This window comes from Dyadobacter sp. BE31 (assembly GCF_031457695.1).
Lineage (GTDB): Bacteria > Bacteroidota > Bacteroidia > Cytophagales > Spirosomataceae > Dyadobacter.
This window is the reverse complement of the sequence record NZ_JAVDXA010000003.1, coordinates 446672-462361: the sequence shown is the minus strand read 5'-3', so window position 1 is coordinate 462361 and position 15690 is coordinate 446672. Positions and strand designations below refer to the sequence as shown.

12 protein-coding genes are annotated in these 15690 nt (G+C 50.9%); 4 read left to right on the top strand and 8 right to left on the bottom strand.

The genetic code is table 11. The features are described from left to right. Positions 1-69: 69 nt before the first annotated feature. The gene (locus J2Y43_RS17620) at positions 70-2487 is read left to right on the top strand and encodes an outer membrane beta-barrel family protein (protein WP_309985060.1); all 2418 of its coding nucleotides are present in this window, start codon (positions 70-72) and stop codon (positions 2485-2487) included. 255 nt (positions 2488-2742) lie between these two features. After that, on the top strand, positions 2743-3942 hold the full coding sequence (locus J2Y43_RS17615) for a HAMP domain-containing sensor histidine kinase (protein ID WP_309985058.1): 1200 nt from the start codon (positions 2743-2745) through the stop codon (positions 3940-3942). Here J2Y43_RS17615 and J2Y43_RS17610 read toward each other — a convergent pair whose 3' ends face one another. Further along, positions 3943-4308, bottom strand: coding sequence for a DUF4406 domain-containing protein (locus J2Y43_RS17610; protein ID WP_309985055.1), 366 nt, complete (start codon positions 4306-4308; stop codon positions 3943-3945). Positions 4309-4451: 143 nt separating this feature from the next. On the opposite strand from J2Y43_RS17610, the gene J2Y43_RS17605 reads away from it, so the two are divergent. Next, a complete protein-coding gene (locus J2Y43_RS17605; protein WP_309985053.1) occupies positions 4452-5210 on the top strand; it encodes a DeoR/GlpR family DNA-binding transcription regulator in 759 nt (252 codons plus the stop codon). Positions 5211-5230: 20 nt separating this feature from the next. Here J2Y43_RS17605 and J2Y43_RS17600 read toward each other — a convergent pair whose 3' ends face one another. The 7 genes from J2Y43_RS17600 to J2Y43_RS17570 all read right to left on the bottom strand — a co-directional run bounded on the left by J2Y43_RS17600 (position 5231) and on the right by J2Y43_RS17570 (position 14165). After that, positions 5231-5971 (bottom strand): SDR family oxidoreductase, encoded by a 741-nt coding sequence (locus J2Y43_RS17600; RefSeq protein ID WP_309985051.1) that lies wholly within the window; start codon positions 5969-5971, stop codon positions 5231-5233. 78 nt (positions 5972-6049) lie between these two features. After that, entirely contained in the window at positions 6050-6622 is a 573-nt protein-coding gene (locus tag J2Y43_RS17595) for a Crp/Fnr family transcriptional regulator (protein ID WP_309985049.1), read from the bottom strand. A 98-nt stretch (positions 6623-6720) separates the two neighbouring features. Beyond that, complete coding sequence (locus J2Y43_RS17590) at positions 6721-8262, bottom strand: RagB/SusD family nutrient uptake outer membrane protein (RefSeq protein ID WP_309985046.1); 1542 nt, start codon at positions 8260-8262, stop codon at positions 6721-6723. A 12-nt stretch (positions 8263-8274) separates the two neighbouring features. Continuing rightward, positions 8275-11607, bottom strand: a complete 3333-nt coding sequence (locus J2Y43_RS17585) for a TonB-dependent receptor (protein ID WP_309985044.1) — start codon at positions 11605-11607, stop codon at positions 8275-8277. 167 nt (positions 11608-11774) lie between these two features. Next, the gene (locus tag J2Y43_RS17580) at positions 11775-11930 is read right to left on the bottom strand and encodes a hypothetical protein (protein ID WP_309985042.1); all 156 of its coding nucleotides are present in this window, start codon (positions 11928-11930) and stop codon (positions 11775-11777) included. 12 nt (positions 11931-11942) lie between these two features. Continuing rightward, entirely contained in the window at positions 11943-13238 is a 1296-nt protein-coding gene (locus J2Y43_RS17575) for an esterase-like activity of phytase family protein (protein ID WP_309985041.1), read from the bottom strand. 90 nt (positions 13239-13328) lie between these two features. Further along, the gene (locus J2Y43_RS17570; RefSeq protein WP_309985039.1) at positions 13329-14165 is read right to left on the bottom strand and encodes a DUF6268 family outer membrane beta-barrel protein; all 837 of its coding nucleotides are present in this window, start codon (positions 14163-14165) and stop codon (positions 13329-13331) included. 447 nt (positions 14166-14612) lie between these two features. On the opposite strand from J2Y43_RS17570, the gene J2Y43_RS17565 reads away from it, so the two are divergent. Next, positions 14613-15653, top strand: coding sequence for an NAD(P)-dependent alcohol dehydrogenase (locus tag J2Y43_RS17565; protein ID WP_309985037.1), 1041 nt, complete (start codon positions 14613-14615; stop codon positions 15651-15653). Positions 15654-15690: the final 37 nt, after the last annotated feature.

Sequence of the window (15690 nt, the reverse complement as noted above, 5' to 3'; positions counted from 1 at the left end):
AAAAATTATGACCCAATGCAACATCCAGACCAATTCTTACTCTTTGGACTATACGAATATTAGCCATTTATGAAAAAAACACTACTCAGCCTGCTAATTTATGGACTTCCCTTTGCCGGTTTCGCCCAGACGTTCACAGTAAGCGGCCTTGTCAAAAATCAACAAAATGAGACCGTCGGATTTGCCGCGGTTTCCATTAACCAATCCAAAGACTCCACCCTTGTAAAAGCCGACGTCGCCGACGAACAGGGCTCATTCAAGATCAGCGGTATACCCGATGGCAAGTATTTTGTCCGCATTTCGGCGGTAGGCCAGCAAATGTACCATTCGGCCGTGTTCGATGTAGCCGGCCAGGATGTGAAGCTGCCCGCCGTTTCCATGTTACCCGAGGCGAAACAGCTGAATGAGGTGAAGGTAACCGGCATCAAACCACTCATAGAGGTCAAAAACGACCGGATGGTGTTCAACGTGGAAGCGAGCATTAATGCTACTGGCTCCAACGCGCTCGATCTCCTGCAACGATCCCCAGGCGTGCAGGTCGACAGGGATGAAAATATCCTGGTACGGGGCAAAACGGGCGTCCGCATTTATATCGACGGCCGTCCTTCTCCATTAGCAGGAAAAGACCTTGCCTCCACGTTAAAAAGCATGAATTCGGCTGACATCGAAGCGATTGAAATCATCACGAACCCTTCGGCTAAATTCGACGCGGCGGGTGACCTCGGCATTATCAATATCCGTCTTAAGAAAAATGCCAAGCTGGGTACCAACGGCAATGTGAGCCTGGGGGGCATGTTTGGGATAACACCTAAATACAATGCATCGCTGAACCTGAACCATCGCGACAAGAAGCTCAACGTGTTCGGTAACTACGGCTTCAACCAGGGAGCATGGCATAATACGACTTACGACGACCAGATCCTCAACAATGTAGCCTACAATAAATTATGGCATGGCATCTGGCGCGACACGACGCACAGCGCCAAAATCGGGGCCGATTATTTTATCAATTCCAAAAATACCCTGGGTTTCAGTGCCAATGGCCGCATCAGCAATCACAACGGTGGCGGAGAGAGCGAGACTTTCATCAGCAAACGCAACAATCTGACTGCCGACTCGCTCATTCTGTCGTCGCGGACATCCAACCCGGAGAAAAACAAAAACCTGAATGTGAACGTAAATTACCGCTATGCCGACACCACCGGGCATGAACTGAACATCGATGCCGATTACGGCCGGTTCTCTTCACGCGGGATCAGTTACCAGCCCAACAAATACCATTTTCAGACAACCGGCAACGAGCCTATCGAACGGAATTACGTTTCGAAAACACCCGTGGATATTACCATTAAATCCTTCAAAATCGACTATGAACAGCCATTCAGGAAGGGAAAACTTGGGTATGGCGTGAAACTGTCGGATGTAAAATCGGACAATACATTCAATTTCTTCAATGTTTTACAAAATGTTGAAGTGATCGACACCAACCGCAGCAACCGCTTCAAATACCTTGAACGCGTGTATGCCGCTTATGTCAACTACAATATTTCCCTTGGTAAAAAATGGGACCTGCAAGCCGGGCTCCGCGCCGAACACACCAAATCGCTGGGCGACCTGACGAGCTACAAACATAACGACCTGGATAAAGTCGATACGACCTATCTGAGCTTCTTTCCAAGTGGTGCTATTTCATTCCGGGCGTCCAAAAACCACACCTGGAACCTCAATTACAGTCGCCGTATCAACCGCCCGAGTTATCAGAACCTCAACCCTTTCGAATACCGTGTTGATGAGCTCGTTTATTCCAAAGGAAACCCGTTCCTCAAACCCGAATACGCCAACAGTTTCAAGCTCTCGCACGTCTACAAGGGCATACTCACGACTTCGTTCGGGTACCGGCGCACCAGGTTCCCGGTTGTGGGCCTGCGCATTCCCTACGATAGCAGCCGCACCTACTTTATCACTGAAAACCTCGATTATTCGCAGGGTTTCAGCCTGGATATGAGCATTACCACGCCGATCACAAAATGGTGGGAGCTCAATTTCAATATCAGCGGGTACCACAACCTCTGGAAGGCCGCGCTGGATAATGGTGTGGTGGTCAACAACCGGACGACCGCATTCAACCTCAACGGCCAGAACACTTTCAAGCTTAAAAACAGTTGGACGATCGAGCTGTCGGGCTGGTACAACTCGCCCTACCGCCGTATCGATTACAACTGGCAAATGGGGATGGTGGACATTGGTGTTCAAAAGAAATTCTGGAAGGATAATGCCAGTTTGAAAGCAACATTCAGCGACATTTTTCACACCGCACGCGGCGGGTACACGTCGGCATATGCGGGCATCGAAACGCGCCTCCGGTTCCGTTTTGAAGGCCAGATGCTGCGCATTACCTTCAATTACCGTTTTGGAAGCAAGGAGATCAAGGCGGCGCGCAGCAGAAGATCCGGTTCGGAAGATGAGCTGAACCGCATCAAAGGTTAAATAGATCTCCACACGCCAATTAATATTAATTCTACTTGTGTTTAATGAAAATGCGTACGTTATATTTGTAGGAAAGAAACCCTACACATCTTGCCTCTCAAAGATTCAATCTATCGGACATGGATCAATTTATCCGGTGACCCGTCAGTGTTCCCGATGAATGCCCGCATATTCCATTCGGTATGCCTGATATCAACCTTTGCACTGCTTTATAATGTACCGTTCAACTATGCGATAGGACTGCCAAAAATAGCCTTGGCCAGTCTTATCGTGTTGCTGATCACGGTGGCGCTGTACTATGCGTCCCGCTTCAAGAATATGGTCAGTATCAGTACATTGATAGCTAATATTGTTGGTCTGTCGCTTTTCCTGGTCAACTATTTCCTCAACTCAGGCCTGCTCGGGCCTACCGACCTGTTCTTTCTGCTTTTCCTGCTGCTCAGCATCGCCATCAGCCCTGCCGATCAGTATAAAGTGTGGATCCCGATCAACGTCACGGTGCTGATCATCCTGAATCTCATTGAGTTCTATTATCCTCACTTGGTGCCGGATACGTACACCACGCGATCCAACCGGTTTGTCGACCACATGTCGGCCTACGCGGTGGTTGCGGCGATCACCTATTTCTGCATTCATTACATCAGGGGAAGTTATGAAAGCGAAAAGCTGTCCACCCTCGAAAAATCGAAGGCGATCGAATTGCAGAACGTTCAGATCGTCAAGCAGAATGAAGAGCTCGAAAAGCTGAATGCGGAGAAAAATAAACTGATGTCCATTGTCGCACACGATTTGCGCTCGCCGCTGGCCAGCATCCAAAACTTCCTGGAATTGCTTACCCAACACGAGCTGGAAGAAGAACAAAAGCTCGACATCGAAAACGAACTCCTCAACTCGACCAAAAACACGCTGGCCATGCTTTCAAAGCTGCTGGACTGGTCCAAATCGCAGCTGCACGGGGTCTCGGCGCACCTGGAATACCTGAACGTGCAATCGCTTTTTGAACCCACGATGAACCTGGAACGCAACATTGCGGCCCGGAAAAACATCACCCTGGATTATTATTTCGATCCTTCCGCCAGCATTTATGCCGATAGCGACATGATGCAACTCATCCTGCGGAACATCGTAGGGAATGCCATCAAGTTCACCGGTGTGGGCGGTCATATTATGGTAAAAACCGAAGCGCAGGGCAACAACTGCCTTATTTCCGTGCAGGACGACGGCATTGGGATGTCATGGGAAAAGCAGCAGTCGGTATTTTCGCTCAATGTCGAATCGACCTTCGGTACTAATAACGAGAAAGGCGTTGGTCTGGGCCTGATGCTCTGCATGGAATTCATCAAGGCCCAGAAGGGAAAAATCTGGCTGGAAAGCATCCCGGGATCCGGAACTTGTTTCTACATTTCGGTACCGATGTTCGACAAAAACAAAGCGCGCCAGCCCAATCTGCTCTGATCACCCGCAACCGGGCACATCGGCGAGGTTATAGTAAATCTGCAACCCCCGCTCCCGGCCGATTCTGATGTCTTCGTCGGCCCCTTTTGATTCCCCTTCCAATCTGAGAATGGCATCGCATTTCTGCAAAAGGCGCCCGGCTACCGGGTACAAAATTTCTTCATAAGGCGCATCGCCCGGCGCTTTGGAGCCTGCCAGTTTGAGTAGCGGCAACGCCACCCATTCCCCGATTACCGGCAAATGCCCGGCACGGAACAGCTGCAACGTAACCGATTCGAGCTTATCGAGGTTTTTACGCATTAAAGCGGGGTCGTCATTCGTCCCCGACCGGTACGGCCCGGCAACCAGGATCATTAATCCACGCATGGCTAATGGGATTTAAGTGAAATGATTTTATTAAAAATGATCAGATATGCTACTTTTGACGCGCATTAGTGCCATTTACAGCTGATATCATTGATCAATATTAATCGTTTTTGATTAATATTGATCAAAAGTAACTATTTACGATGAACTTTCAAGAACGTAAGAAAAAAATTCTCGCCGCGCTGGACGATGCCGAAAGCCTCACCGTATTCGAACTGGCCGAAATTCTGGACGCATCACCGGCAACGATACGCCGCGACCTGGGAGATATTGCAGAGGAAGGATTGCTCCTGCGCACGCACGGAGGCGCGATGAAAATCGAAAACCCGATACTGACCGGGTTTTCGGAAAAATCGGGTGTGAATAGCCCCGTTAAAGAGCGGATCGCGGAAAGAGCAGCCTCTTACGTGCAGGATGGCGACATTATCTTCCTCGACTGCGGCAGTACCGTGTTTCAGATGTGTCGTTTTTTGAAGAAGAAAAGCATTCGCGTGATTACCAATTCACTGCCTGTTCTGGCTGAACTCATCGATGTGGCTTCGATCCAGATCAACCTGATCGGCGGGGAACTTAACAAGGCGCGAAAAGCTGTTCATGGCGATAAAGCCGTTCAGCATATCAATGGCTACCACGCAAACAAAGCATTCATCGGCGTGGATGGCCTGTCCGCAGAAAACGGCCTTACCGCGCACAGCGAACACGAATCGACCATCACGACCGCATTTATCCGCAATGCGGGGCAGGTAATGCTGCTTTGCGACGCTACCAAAATCGGCAGGGACAGTTATGTAAAGTTTGCTGAGCTTTCTGCCATTCACACCCTCATTACAGATGCTGGTGCCGACGCCGCAAAAACAACCGCATTGCAGCAAAACGGGTTGCATGTGGAGATCGCGGGTTGAATTGTAAGATCACGGGTTGATCAAACGAGCACGGCGCCGCCATCGGTAACGAGGATTTGCCCGGTGGCAAAAGGCTGTTTCATAAGGTAAATATAAGTTTGCGCCACCTGTTCGGCCTCACCTATGTGGCGCACCGGTAACGCAGCCGCGACCTGCCCGTAGAATGCATCACGCTCTGTTTCGGCCATCGACGACCATAAATTCGTACGGATCACACCGGGCGAAACCAGATTCACGCGTACCGGTGCCAGCTCTACGGCCATAGAACGCGTAAAACCGTCCATCGCTGCGCAAATGCTCGCGCCTATGGACCAGCCCGCATTCGGGCGCGCACTCACGATCCCGCCTGTGAGCACGATCGAGCCGCCCGCATTGATCCTGGGCGCCGCATATTTAACCGCCATGAATGCGCCCCAATAACGGAGATCGAAAAATGCGCGGGCAGTAGCAACTTCCGTGTCGGCGATTTTACTTAACAAAAGGCTTTCGCCAGCTGTGAAAACGAGGTGATCCAACGTGCCGATTTCTTTAAATAGTTGCATTACGGATGCTTCATCGGAAAGGTTGCATTGCATACCGAAGCCGTTACCGGGCAATTCCGCTACGGCATTTTGCACCCGCGCCGCATTGCTCGACACGATGATCACATTTGCGCCTTCTGCGGCTGCCGCCTTGGCCGTAGCCAGCCCCAATCCCGAGCTGCCACCCAGGAGCACCACTCTTTTACCATTGAGGGAAAATGCTGAATTCGAAGTTTCCATTTGTACTGATTTGTTTTTGACAATGCAAATCTGCCTTAGCGGGCTGCCAAAGCACTTAACAAATGGTAAAAACGGTTTTCAGCGCAAATTTTTCCGAATGCGGCTAAGCGACTGCGGCGTAATGCCAAGGTAAGAGGCAACGTCGGAAAGCGGCACGCGTGTGGCGATATCGGCCTGGCGCGCGAGAAATTGCTGGTACCGCATAGCCGAATCCTGACCGAGATACGCATTACGGATTTGGATCTTTTCCAGCAGCGTCTGGTTAGTGATCGTGTCTATCACCGCTTTCAGGTAAGGCACGCGCGTGTAAAGCGCCCACAAATCGGCTTTGGTAATACTCAGTACCTGCACGTTGCAGGCGGCGCAAATGCTCTCGTGCGCAGTCACGTGGTTGTTAAAGCTATTCAGGATCGTGCAAAACTGATTTTCCTTCAAAAAGTAATGCGTTACCTCGTTGCCTTTCTCATTGGTGACCATAATGCGCAGCACGCCAGTCAGTACAAAAAACATTTCCTGGCAAATCTTCCCGCCTTTGAATAGCACATCACCCTCCCGGAACTGCCGCATCTTAAATGCATTCAGGATCGTTTCCTGGTCCGAGGAAGGGATCGCGTGCGTGAGTTGGAGGATCGAAATCAGGCGTTGCGGCATGGTGCTTTTTTAGAATATCATTTCAAATATAATATGCTTCAAAACAAAAAGCCCTGCGCTTTTCCGGCACAGGGCTTAGTGATAGTCCGGTTCAGGTTTTAGTAACCTTCGTTCTGGTACATTTTCTCCGGGTTCAGTTTGGTTTCGTCAAACGGGATCGGATAGTAACGATCTTTTTTGCCAAAGTTGCTGAGTTTCGCGATACCGAAATTCTCCTGCTTTTTGCTTTTGAAATAAGCCACCAGCTCGTCGGTCGTAAAGAAGCGCAGCAAGTCGAACCAGCGATGGTTTTCGAATGCAAGCTCCGCGCGGCGTTCGTGGAGGATAGCGAGTTTCAAGGTTGGATATTTGGCTGCGTATTCGGCATTGGCTTTGGAAACTGCATATTTAGGCAGGCCCGCACGCTCACGGACCTGGTCGAGGAACCCGATTGCCGTCGGCTCGTCGCCCAGTTGCATATGCACTTCGGCGAGCATCAGGATCACGTCGGCGTAGCGGATCAGAATCCAGTCGTTGCCGCCGTAGCCGTTGGTTGTCGCTGCCGAGCTGGCGTCACGGTATTTGGTAATGAAATAGTCCTTCACGATCGGATCGTTGGCAAATTTGATCGAAAAGTCTTTTCTCACATCACCTTCCTCATAATCCTGCACGAGGTCAGGCGTAACATTACCACCCGAACCCGACGATGCGAACAATGAGTTGATCGTCTCTCCTTTGGCTTGGTTGTTGCGTGCGATCGAAGACGAGAAATTGATATCGCCCTGCTTGTTCACCACCTGAAAAATAGTCTCCGGATTTGTCGACTTCTTAGCCACATCGAACACATCCGCATAAGGAACTTCCTTCAACTCGCCGAACGAGCGCAGGTTGTAGGAAGCCGTCAGGTATTTTTTTGCCTCGTTCAGGTTAGCGGTACGGTCTGCCGTACCCAGGGTAGTCGCCATAGTGAGGTACACCTGACCCAGCAATGCATTGGCGGCATTTTTGGTGACTTTACCCTTGGTATTCGCAGTCTGTTTGTCTGGTAGCGTCGAAGCTACGGCGTCTTTCAGGTCTTGTACAATCTGGTTGTACACCACAGCCTGTTTCTCGCGAAAGGTAGCGGCCGTTACCTCGTCGGTGCTGAGCAGTTCTTTCGTAACCAAAGGCACATCGCCCCATTTGCGCACAAGGTGGAAGTAGGTCAATGCGCGGATGAATTTCGCTTCGGCTTTGTACTGCTCTTTTAGGTTAGCGTCGGTGAAAGTTACACGCTCGATACCCGCCAGCACCTGGTTGCAACGCGTTACCATCTGGAACAGCGTCAGCCAGTGGCTTTTCAGGTAAGTGTTGCTGGGCAAAAGCGAAAAGTCGTTGAACTGGAACGGCTCGCCCGCATTCGACTGGTTATCGTTACGCCCGGTATTATCCGACCGTTCCTCACTGAACAGCCCGCTGTTTTCCCCGATACCGTTGCCATCGCGGAGCGAGTTGTAGATACCGTTCACGGCCAGGGCCACGTCGTCTTGCGTCCGGTAGAAAGTGGGCGCCGACACCGCATTCGGGTTTTCCTGATCGAGGAAATCGCTGGAACACCCTGCAAGAGCCACCAATCCAAATGCTGAAAACAATGTATTGAAAATGTATTTACGCTTGATCATCTCTTCTGCTGCTTAAAATGTAATACGGGCACCGATGTTGTAGGCACGCACGAGCGGGTATTTTCCGTAGTCGACACCCGGCGTCAGGTTGGCCCCGTTGTTGTAATCCACCTCAGGGTTGTAGCCCAGGTATTTGGTCAAAGTGAAAGCATTGTCCACACCTACGTACACACGCAATGCACTGATGGCATTGTTGGTCAGGCTGCCGATGCTGTTCATGTTGTAGCCCAACGTCAGGTTGGTACATCTTAGAAATGAGCCGTCCTGCAAATAGAAGGTCGACAAACGTGTGCTGTTGCTTTGCGTCCCCCCGCGTGAGGCGCGGTACACATGCCCATCGCCCGGTTGCGACTCCGAACGGTAACGGTTCGCCACTTTGGCATACTGGTTACCCGAACCCTCCATATTGTAGAGGTAGTAGTCCTGTCCGTCGAGTACCTTGTTGCCATAAGTTCCGTTGAATGACGAACTGAAATCGAAGCTTTTATAGCTGGCCGTAATCGCGAAACCGTAAGTGAATTTCGCATGCGGCGAACCGATCACCCGCTTGTCGGCATCGTTTACAACACCATCATTGTTCACGTCTTCGAAATACAGGTCACCAGGGCGAAGCGGGTTGGTAGAAGCCGTAGAGCGCGCCGGCCCTTTGAGCTGGTAGCCAGCCGGGAACGACTGCGTGGAAGAATTGTAAACCGCATTATCAGCAGCAATATTCTCCATATCCTTCTCGCGCACCATTCCTTTCACCTTGAAACCATAGAACATACCGATCGGCTGGCCCTCCTGCGTGATGTGCGTCAGGTACGAGCGCTCGGCACCGTTGGTAATGATCGTACTGGCGCCTCCCATATCGAGCACTTTGTTGCGGTTCACCGAAATGTTACCGGCTACATTCAGGTCAAAATCTTTGGTGGAGATCACACGGGCGTCCACTTGAAGGTCGATACCCTTGTTCTGTACTTTCGAATTTCTCAGGTTAGTCAAAATCGTGGAAGCACCGGAAATGGCCGACAGCGGCTGGTTGAACAACAGGTTGAACGAGCGGCTGATGTAGTAGTTCGCCATGATCGACAAACGATCGTTAAACAAGCCCAGGTCGGCACCGAAGTTGTACTGCGAGGTCGATTCCCAGCCCAGGTTCAGGTCTTTGATACCCGTCGCCCACAATGCGGTATTGACAGAACCGTTTCCGTATACCACACCGCCGGGAGCCGCCATTGTTTGGAGGAAGTTGTAATTACCGATGTTGTTATTACCGCTCAATCCCCAGCTTGCACGCAGTTTAAGTGTAGAAGTATTGCCTAATGCATTTTTGTAGAATTCCTCATTTGAAATATTCCAGCCGGCAGACACCGACGGGAAGTTCCCCCAGCGGTTATTAGGGCCGAAACGCGACGAACCATCGGTACGGAAAGTGGCTGTCAGATAATACTTGCCATCATAATTGTATGCCGCCCGCGCCAGGTAGGAAAGCAGCGTCCAGTTCACTTTGCCGGTTTGGTCGGTTCCGGTATTCAGCGCGAAAAGGGTTGCGTCTGCACCCTTTCCGGTAATTTCCTCGATGCGGTCATTAGAGAACCCGCGGGCGGTTACCGAAACGATGTCACGGTTGTTTTCCTGCACCGTATAGCCCACCAAACCATCGATACTGTGCTTACCGAGCTGCTTTTTGTAGTTCAATGTAAACTCCGCAAGCTTGTCCATTTGCGTGGTCATCTGCGATACCGCATTCGCTGCGGCAATCGCTTGGGGCGACCCCGGAGGGTTTGCACCGCTACTCAGGCTGGTAGGAGAATAAAATTCGTATTTCTCATTGTAAGTCTGCAAACCCAGGTTAACCTTGAAATTCAGGTCGGGAATGATCTCATAAGTCGCAAAGCCGCTAAACGTACCACGCTGACCTCTGCGGTTGATATGCGTTTCGGTCGCCAATGCTACCGGGTTTTCGATCGATTGATAGCCATAAGCCGAGCTCAATGAGGCAGCTTCGTTTTTCGCGAGACTTCCATCATCATTGTATGCTTTGAAAATCGGCATGTAGATCAATGCACCAAGGATCGGCCCTTTGTCGAAACGGCCTTCCTGCACCTCACGGTTGGTGTTATAGGTAAATGCAAGGTTCGCACCTACTTTCAGCTTTTTGTTCACATCAGCATCCAGGTTCGTCCGGAAGTTGGTCCGGTGCTGGCCGGTGCTCAGGATAATTCCCTGCTGATTGAGCTGCCCACCGCTGATCGCATACCGCAGGCCATTCTTCCCGCCCGAAAACGAGACATTATGACGGTGCACCGGTGCATTACGGTAAAGTTCATCCTGCCAGTCGGTATTGTATTTCGGAGTGATGAGCTTCTGGTTCGCGAAATCGTAGAGATCGGTCGGGATACTCACAGAGCCTGCATTACCCACGTTTTTGATACGGGTTGCATTGTCGTCGGAGTACATGCCGTCGTTCCAGGTTTTGCCTGCATTCACCATCAGGTCGCGGTAGCTCGCATTGCGGCCGTCGATCATCAGTTGTCCAAATTCGGAAGCATTCAAAAGATCGACCTTTTTGCTGAGCTGGTTCACGCCAAACTGGTATTCATATTCCAGCCGGCCTTTACCTTCCTTACCTCTTTTGGTCGTGATCAACACCACCCCACCCGCAGCGCGGGAGCCATAAATGGCAGCCGACGCCGCATCTTTGAGGATGTCGATCGATTCGATATCATTCGGATTAATGAAAACATCGTTACCAGCCGGGTAGCCGTCAATCACGTACAACGGGTCTGAGCTCGCGTTCACCGAACCCACACCACGCACGCGGATCTTCGTGCCCACGTAAGGCGCGCCGCTCACCTGCGAGATCTGCACACCAGCCACTTTACCTACCAATGCCTGCCCGACAGTAGGCGTACTGAGGTTCAACTCCTTTGCCTTAACGCTGGAAATAGCGCCGGTAAGATCGCTTTTGCGCATCGTCGAGTAACCTACCGCCACAAACTCGTTCAGCATCATCGCATTCTCTTTCAAAGTAACGGCCAGCGGCGCATTGCCCGAAACCACCACTTCCTGTGCGATGAAGCCCACAAATGAAAAAACCAACGTAGCGCCTGAGCCGGCGTCAATCGAAAACGTACCCGCAGCGTCGGTTACAGTACCTTTGTTGGTCCCTTTTTCCAAAACCGTCACACCGAGCAACGGCTGACCGGTTTCGTCCACTACCTTACCCGTCACGGTCAATGCGCGGGCCGGCCTTTCAAACATCATCCGGCCTTTACCGGAAGCCACTGCATGCCTGCCCGGACTGAAAACCAGGATACCTGTCATTACCAACGGAACAATTGGCAGTATCAGTTTCTTCATAATAGTTTTAAAAAATTTAACAAAAACAAGAAAACACGCTGCGATTCACTTTTAAACCCATCTACTTCGCGCTCAAAAATCGAGCGCAAAAGTATTTTTGGACTATTAAGTGAATCGAACGTGTTTATTATGAAAATGTAAAATTTTCAAGAATCAGAAGTGACCGATTACCAGCTTACGCGCACCTGATGCACATTGCTTTTGCGGGAGGACCTCACCGCGATGTCTTTCGAAGAACTACCCCTGAGTGTGAAACCTTCCAGCTCGTCGGCTTTATCGATATCCACCGAATGAAGTACTACCTGCTCGCCTTTTTCCAGCAAAAATCTGGATTGTTACCAAAGAGGCTGTTTCAGCTTTACGAAATAGATCGTGTTGCGATCCACCACGCCGGTTGCCGGCAGGATTTTCTGTGCATACGCCCCGCCCACGCCCACTACGCCGAAGTCGTCGTCGTTGGAAATAGCAATGGTGGTGGAATTGATAATCGCAATACCTTCGGCTTTATCGTGGGGATAAAGCATTGGAATATCAGTCATCAAATCCGCTACAAGCGTCTTGGTTACGGGTTTGATACCATTCGCAGACAGGTTAGCGTCGGTTTTCAACTGTTCTACGGTGAGTCCACCGTACAACTTGCCGCTCACGCCGTTGGCCGGATCGGAAATATCGGTGGCATTACCCAGGTCGATTTTATACACTTTTTTGATTACTGTTGCGCGGTTGGCATTGGTAGCATATTCACCGTCGCGTTCGAGCACTAGGAAAGTCGTGTTGTCTATCGCCACAATTTCGCTGTTCGCCTGCAAATTCGCGCGGTCGATGAGATACACATACTCCTTACTGGCGCCGGTAGCAATGTCGAAGCTAAGGATACGCGTCACCAGCGAGCCCGACACATCCGACGCGGACGGATTGTACAGCGGGAATTGCATGATACCGACGAGCGTTTTACCATCGGGCGTGATGGTAAGCCCTTCCATTCCGCGGTTCGGACGTCTTTTGGCAAAAACCAGCGGGATTTTACGGCCGCCTGCGCCGCTGCCAAATGGATTGATCCGCTCGATTGTCTTGCCGTTCGCATCGAAATGGACGATATGCGGCCCATATTCATCGCTCACCCAAAACGTTCCATCCTTCGCGAGCGCCAGGCCTTCTGAATCCAGCCCGTCGATGCTGTTAGGCAGCGTATTGTTGTTAACGTCCAGCGCCAGTTCTCCGGTGTAACCGAATCCGGGAGGGTTAGGGAGGCCGCTCAGTTTAGCCCCGCTTTCGTTTTTCAACTCAATGGTTTTTTCCAGCACCAGTTGGTCGCCGATCAGCCGGAACTTGCCGATTTGCGGCGCAAAGCCCGGATCGGCGAATACTTTGGAATCGGCAACCGTACCATCGATATTGGAACCGCGGTCGGTGAGCAGGTAAAATGCCATATGATCGTTCGGGTCCTGCGCCACAGCCGACCCGAAACCACCATTGTATACTTTTACATTACCGACCTGGGTCACGACCGTCGGACTCTGCGCTTCGGCCTTGTCGGGATAAGTTTCATTGGGAAGACCGTGGTCTGTGCAGCTATTCAATATCGCGACGGCCGCGGCTGTCCAAATAAGGGAAAGTAAAAAGGGTTTCATCTTTGTCCAGGTTAGTTTGCGTAAAACTACACCGGCCGATTTTACCCAAAAGTTAATTCCCTGTGCTTCAAATCAACATATTGTTAAGCCCTATTTCCGCGATTTACCCCTGAAACTGGGCGGTTGAACGTAAAATTCGACCGTGGCTGCCAACCCCGAAGTGCGTACGGGAACGGCATCTTGCACCATCTTATTGGAAATGTTCTTGCGGTAACCGCCAAACACCTCCACGCCGGCAAAATTCCCGAATTTGCGGTTATAAGAAATGCCCATATCGACATCAATCCTGCGGCATACGTCGGGCGTGCCTTCGGCTACACGGTTAAGGTAATACGTCCGCGTAACGGCCTCGGCTTTGAAATAGAGCCGGTCGTTGGGCGAAAGGTTATGCCGCCAGGCCATTTTCTTGGGCAGCATAATTTCGATGCCTTCTTTCTCCGAGAGGTTGTAGTTAAAGACAAAAACCGGCAGGAAGGTCAATTTGTAGCTTTTGTTGAAAATGATCCCCGCACCGATTTCCTTGTTAGGAGAGGTCCTTTTCAAATAGGAAGCTGAAACGGTGTAGTTCAGCGGAATTTCCTTGGCGGATAGCATCGCGAAATTCCCCGTCTTGTTGATGTGCGAGGTCAGCAAAATCCAGGAAGTGCTATCCAGCCTCACAAACGAGTTGAGGTCCAATGCAAACGTGCGCAGGTTCCACCCTTCGAACTTTTTGGCCGGATTCTCGCCGCTGCTCTTGAATTCAAGCTGCTCCGCCCGGTAATTGGGACCGAGAACCACCGCGAAGTTCTTTTTATTGAGTACTGGCAACCATGCCCTCACATACATTTCCTCGTTGGTGAAAGTCTTGGTGCCTCCGTTCGCGAAGCGGTAAACCTTCCCCGGCGCGTGCGTCGTGCGAAAGGTAATCCATTTGGACGGAGCCATACCCGGCAAACCGGGCTTCTGGGCACAACATACCAAGCTTATGCCCCACAAGGATAAGAAAAACGCAAATGCCTCCGGCTTCCGAAATTGCATACTTCGCCTGTAAATGGTTGTAATAGTTCTAAGTTGCACTAAATTACTCGCTATGAGCCGGTAACGCAGCAATGTATAAATTAAGTTCCGCAGCGGAATACACGCGGGAACGCATTACATATATACGTCTGGCTAACATGATTTAATAAACGAATCGCGCATCATTTCAGATATACGAACGCTGTTTCTTTTAATGAGAGGGAACGCATCAGCACAACTCACGAAAAAGAAAGTAGGCGAAAACAGAGCCGCAAAAGGCATTGTTTGAAAACTATAAGCATTGATTTGAAAGTATTAATCCCGATAGAAAACTGCCTGCTAATTTTGTGACCGTATTAAACCCCTTTTTCTGACATGATACAAGCAAAAGCATACGCAGCCCAAACACCGGAGACCGATCTGGCTCCGTGGGAATTTGAAAGAAGGGACGTCGGCCCGCACGACGTTCAGATCGAAATCCACTATTGCGGCGTCTGCCACTCCGATCTTCACCAGATCAAGGACGAATGGTTTCCAGGCGTTTTCCCGATGGTACCCGGCCATGAAATTGTCGGAAAAGTCGTGCAGGTAGGCGCGCACGTGAAGAAATTCAAAGCGGGCGACCTCGCCGGTGTAGGCTGTATGGTCGATTCGTGCCAGGTTTGCGAAAACTGCAAGGACGGTCTGGAACAGTACTGCCTCGAAGGTAATACCCAAACTTACAATAACCTGGACCGCAGCGGAGTGCCTACCTATGGTGGTTATTCCAATACCATTGTCGTGCGCGAAGAATTTGTACTCTCGGTTTCTGACAAACTGCCCTTGGCTGCCACCGCTCCATTGCTGTGCGCGGGCATCACTACCTATTCCCCGCTGCGCCACTGGAAAGTAGGCAAAGGCCACAAGCTGGCGGTACTCGGCCTCGGCGGCCTTGGCCATATGGGTGTAAAATTCGGTGTTGCATTTGGTGCCGAGGTAACTGTGCTTAGTACCTCTGCTTCCAAGGAGCAGGCCGCAAAAGACCTTGGTGCACATCATTTCGTAGTTACCTCCGATCCTGAGCAGGTAAAAGCCGTGAAAGGCAGCTTCGATTTCATCCTCGACACGGTTTCTGCCGTGCACGATATGGATCTTTACTTATCACTGCTTCGCACGAACGGAACGCTCATCAATGTAGGTGTGCCCACTGAACCCTACTCTGTGCAGCCATTCTCGCTGCTGACCGGCCGCCGGAGCATGGCGGGTTCGGGTATCGGAGGCATTGCCGAAACGCAGGAAATGCTTGATTTCTGTGCCGAGTATAACATCGTATCCGACATCGAGCTGATCGACATCAAAGACATCACCGCTTCCTACGCGCGCATGCTCAAAGGCGACGTACGGTACCGGTTTGTGATTGATATGGCTACTTTGTAAGATTCCCTCCCCGGTGCCGGAACGGTGCCGGGGTTGC

What these genes read in the sequence shown, in the direction of transcription:
- J2Y43_RS17620 (WP_309985060.1), top strand. Translation starts at nt 70, where the DNA reads ATGAAAAAAACACTACTCAGCCTGCTAATTTATGGACTTCCCTTTGCC.
- J2Y43_RS17610 (WP_309985055.1), bottom strand. Translation starts at nt 4,308, where the DNA reads ATGCGTGGATTAATGATCCTGGTTGCCGGGCCGTACCGGTCGGGGACG.
- J2Y43_RS17605 (WP_309985053.1), top strand. Translation starts at nt 4,452, where the DNA reads ATGAACTTTCAAGAACGTAAGAAAAAAATTCTCGCCGCGCTGGACGAT.
- J2Y43_RS17600 (WP_309985051.1), bottom strand. Translation starts at nt 5,971, where the DNA reads ATGGAAACTTCGAATTCAGCATTTTCCCTCAATGGTAAAAGAGTGGTG.
- J2Y43_RS17595 (WP_309985049.1), bottom strand. Translation starts at nt 6,622, where the DNA reads ATGCCGCAACGCCTGATTTCGATCCTCCAACTCACGCACGCGATCCCT.
- J2Y43_RS17590 (WP_309985046.1), bottom strand. Translation starts at nt 8,262, where the DNA reads ATGATCAAGCGTAAATACATTTTCAATACATTGTTTTCAGCATTTGGA.
- J2Y43_RS17585 (WP_309985044.1), bottom strand. Translation starts at nt 11,607, where the DNA reads ATGAAGAAACTGATACTGCCAATTGTTCCGTTGGTAATGACAGGTATC.
- J2Y43_RS17575 (WP_309985041.1), bottom strand. Translation starts at nt 13,238, where the DNA reads ATGAAACCCTTTTTACTTTCCCTTATTTGGACAGCCGCGGCCGTCGCG.
- J2Y43_RS17570 (WP_309985039.1), bottom strand. Translation starts at nt 14,165, where the DNA reads ATGGCTCCGTCCAAATGGATTACCTTTCGCACGACGCACGCGCCGGGG.
- J2Y43_RS17565 (WP_309985037.1), top strand. Translation starts at nt 14,613, where the DNA reads ATGATACAAGCAAAAGCATACGCAGCCCAAACACCGGAGACCGATCTG.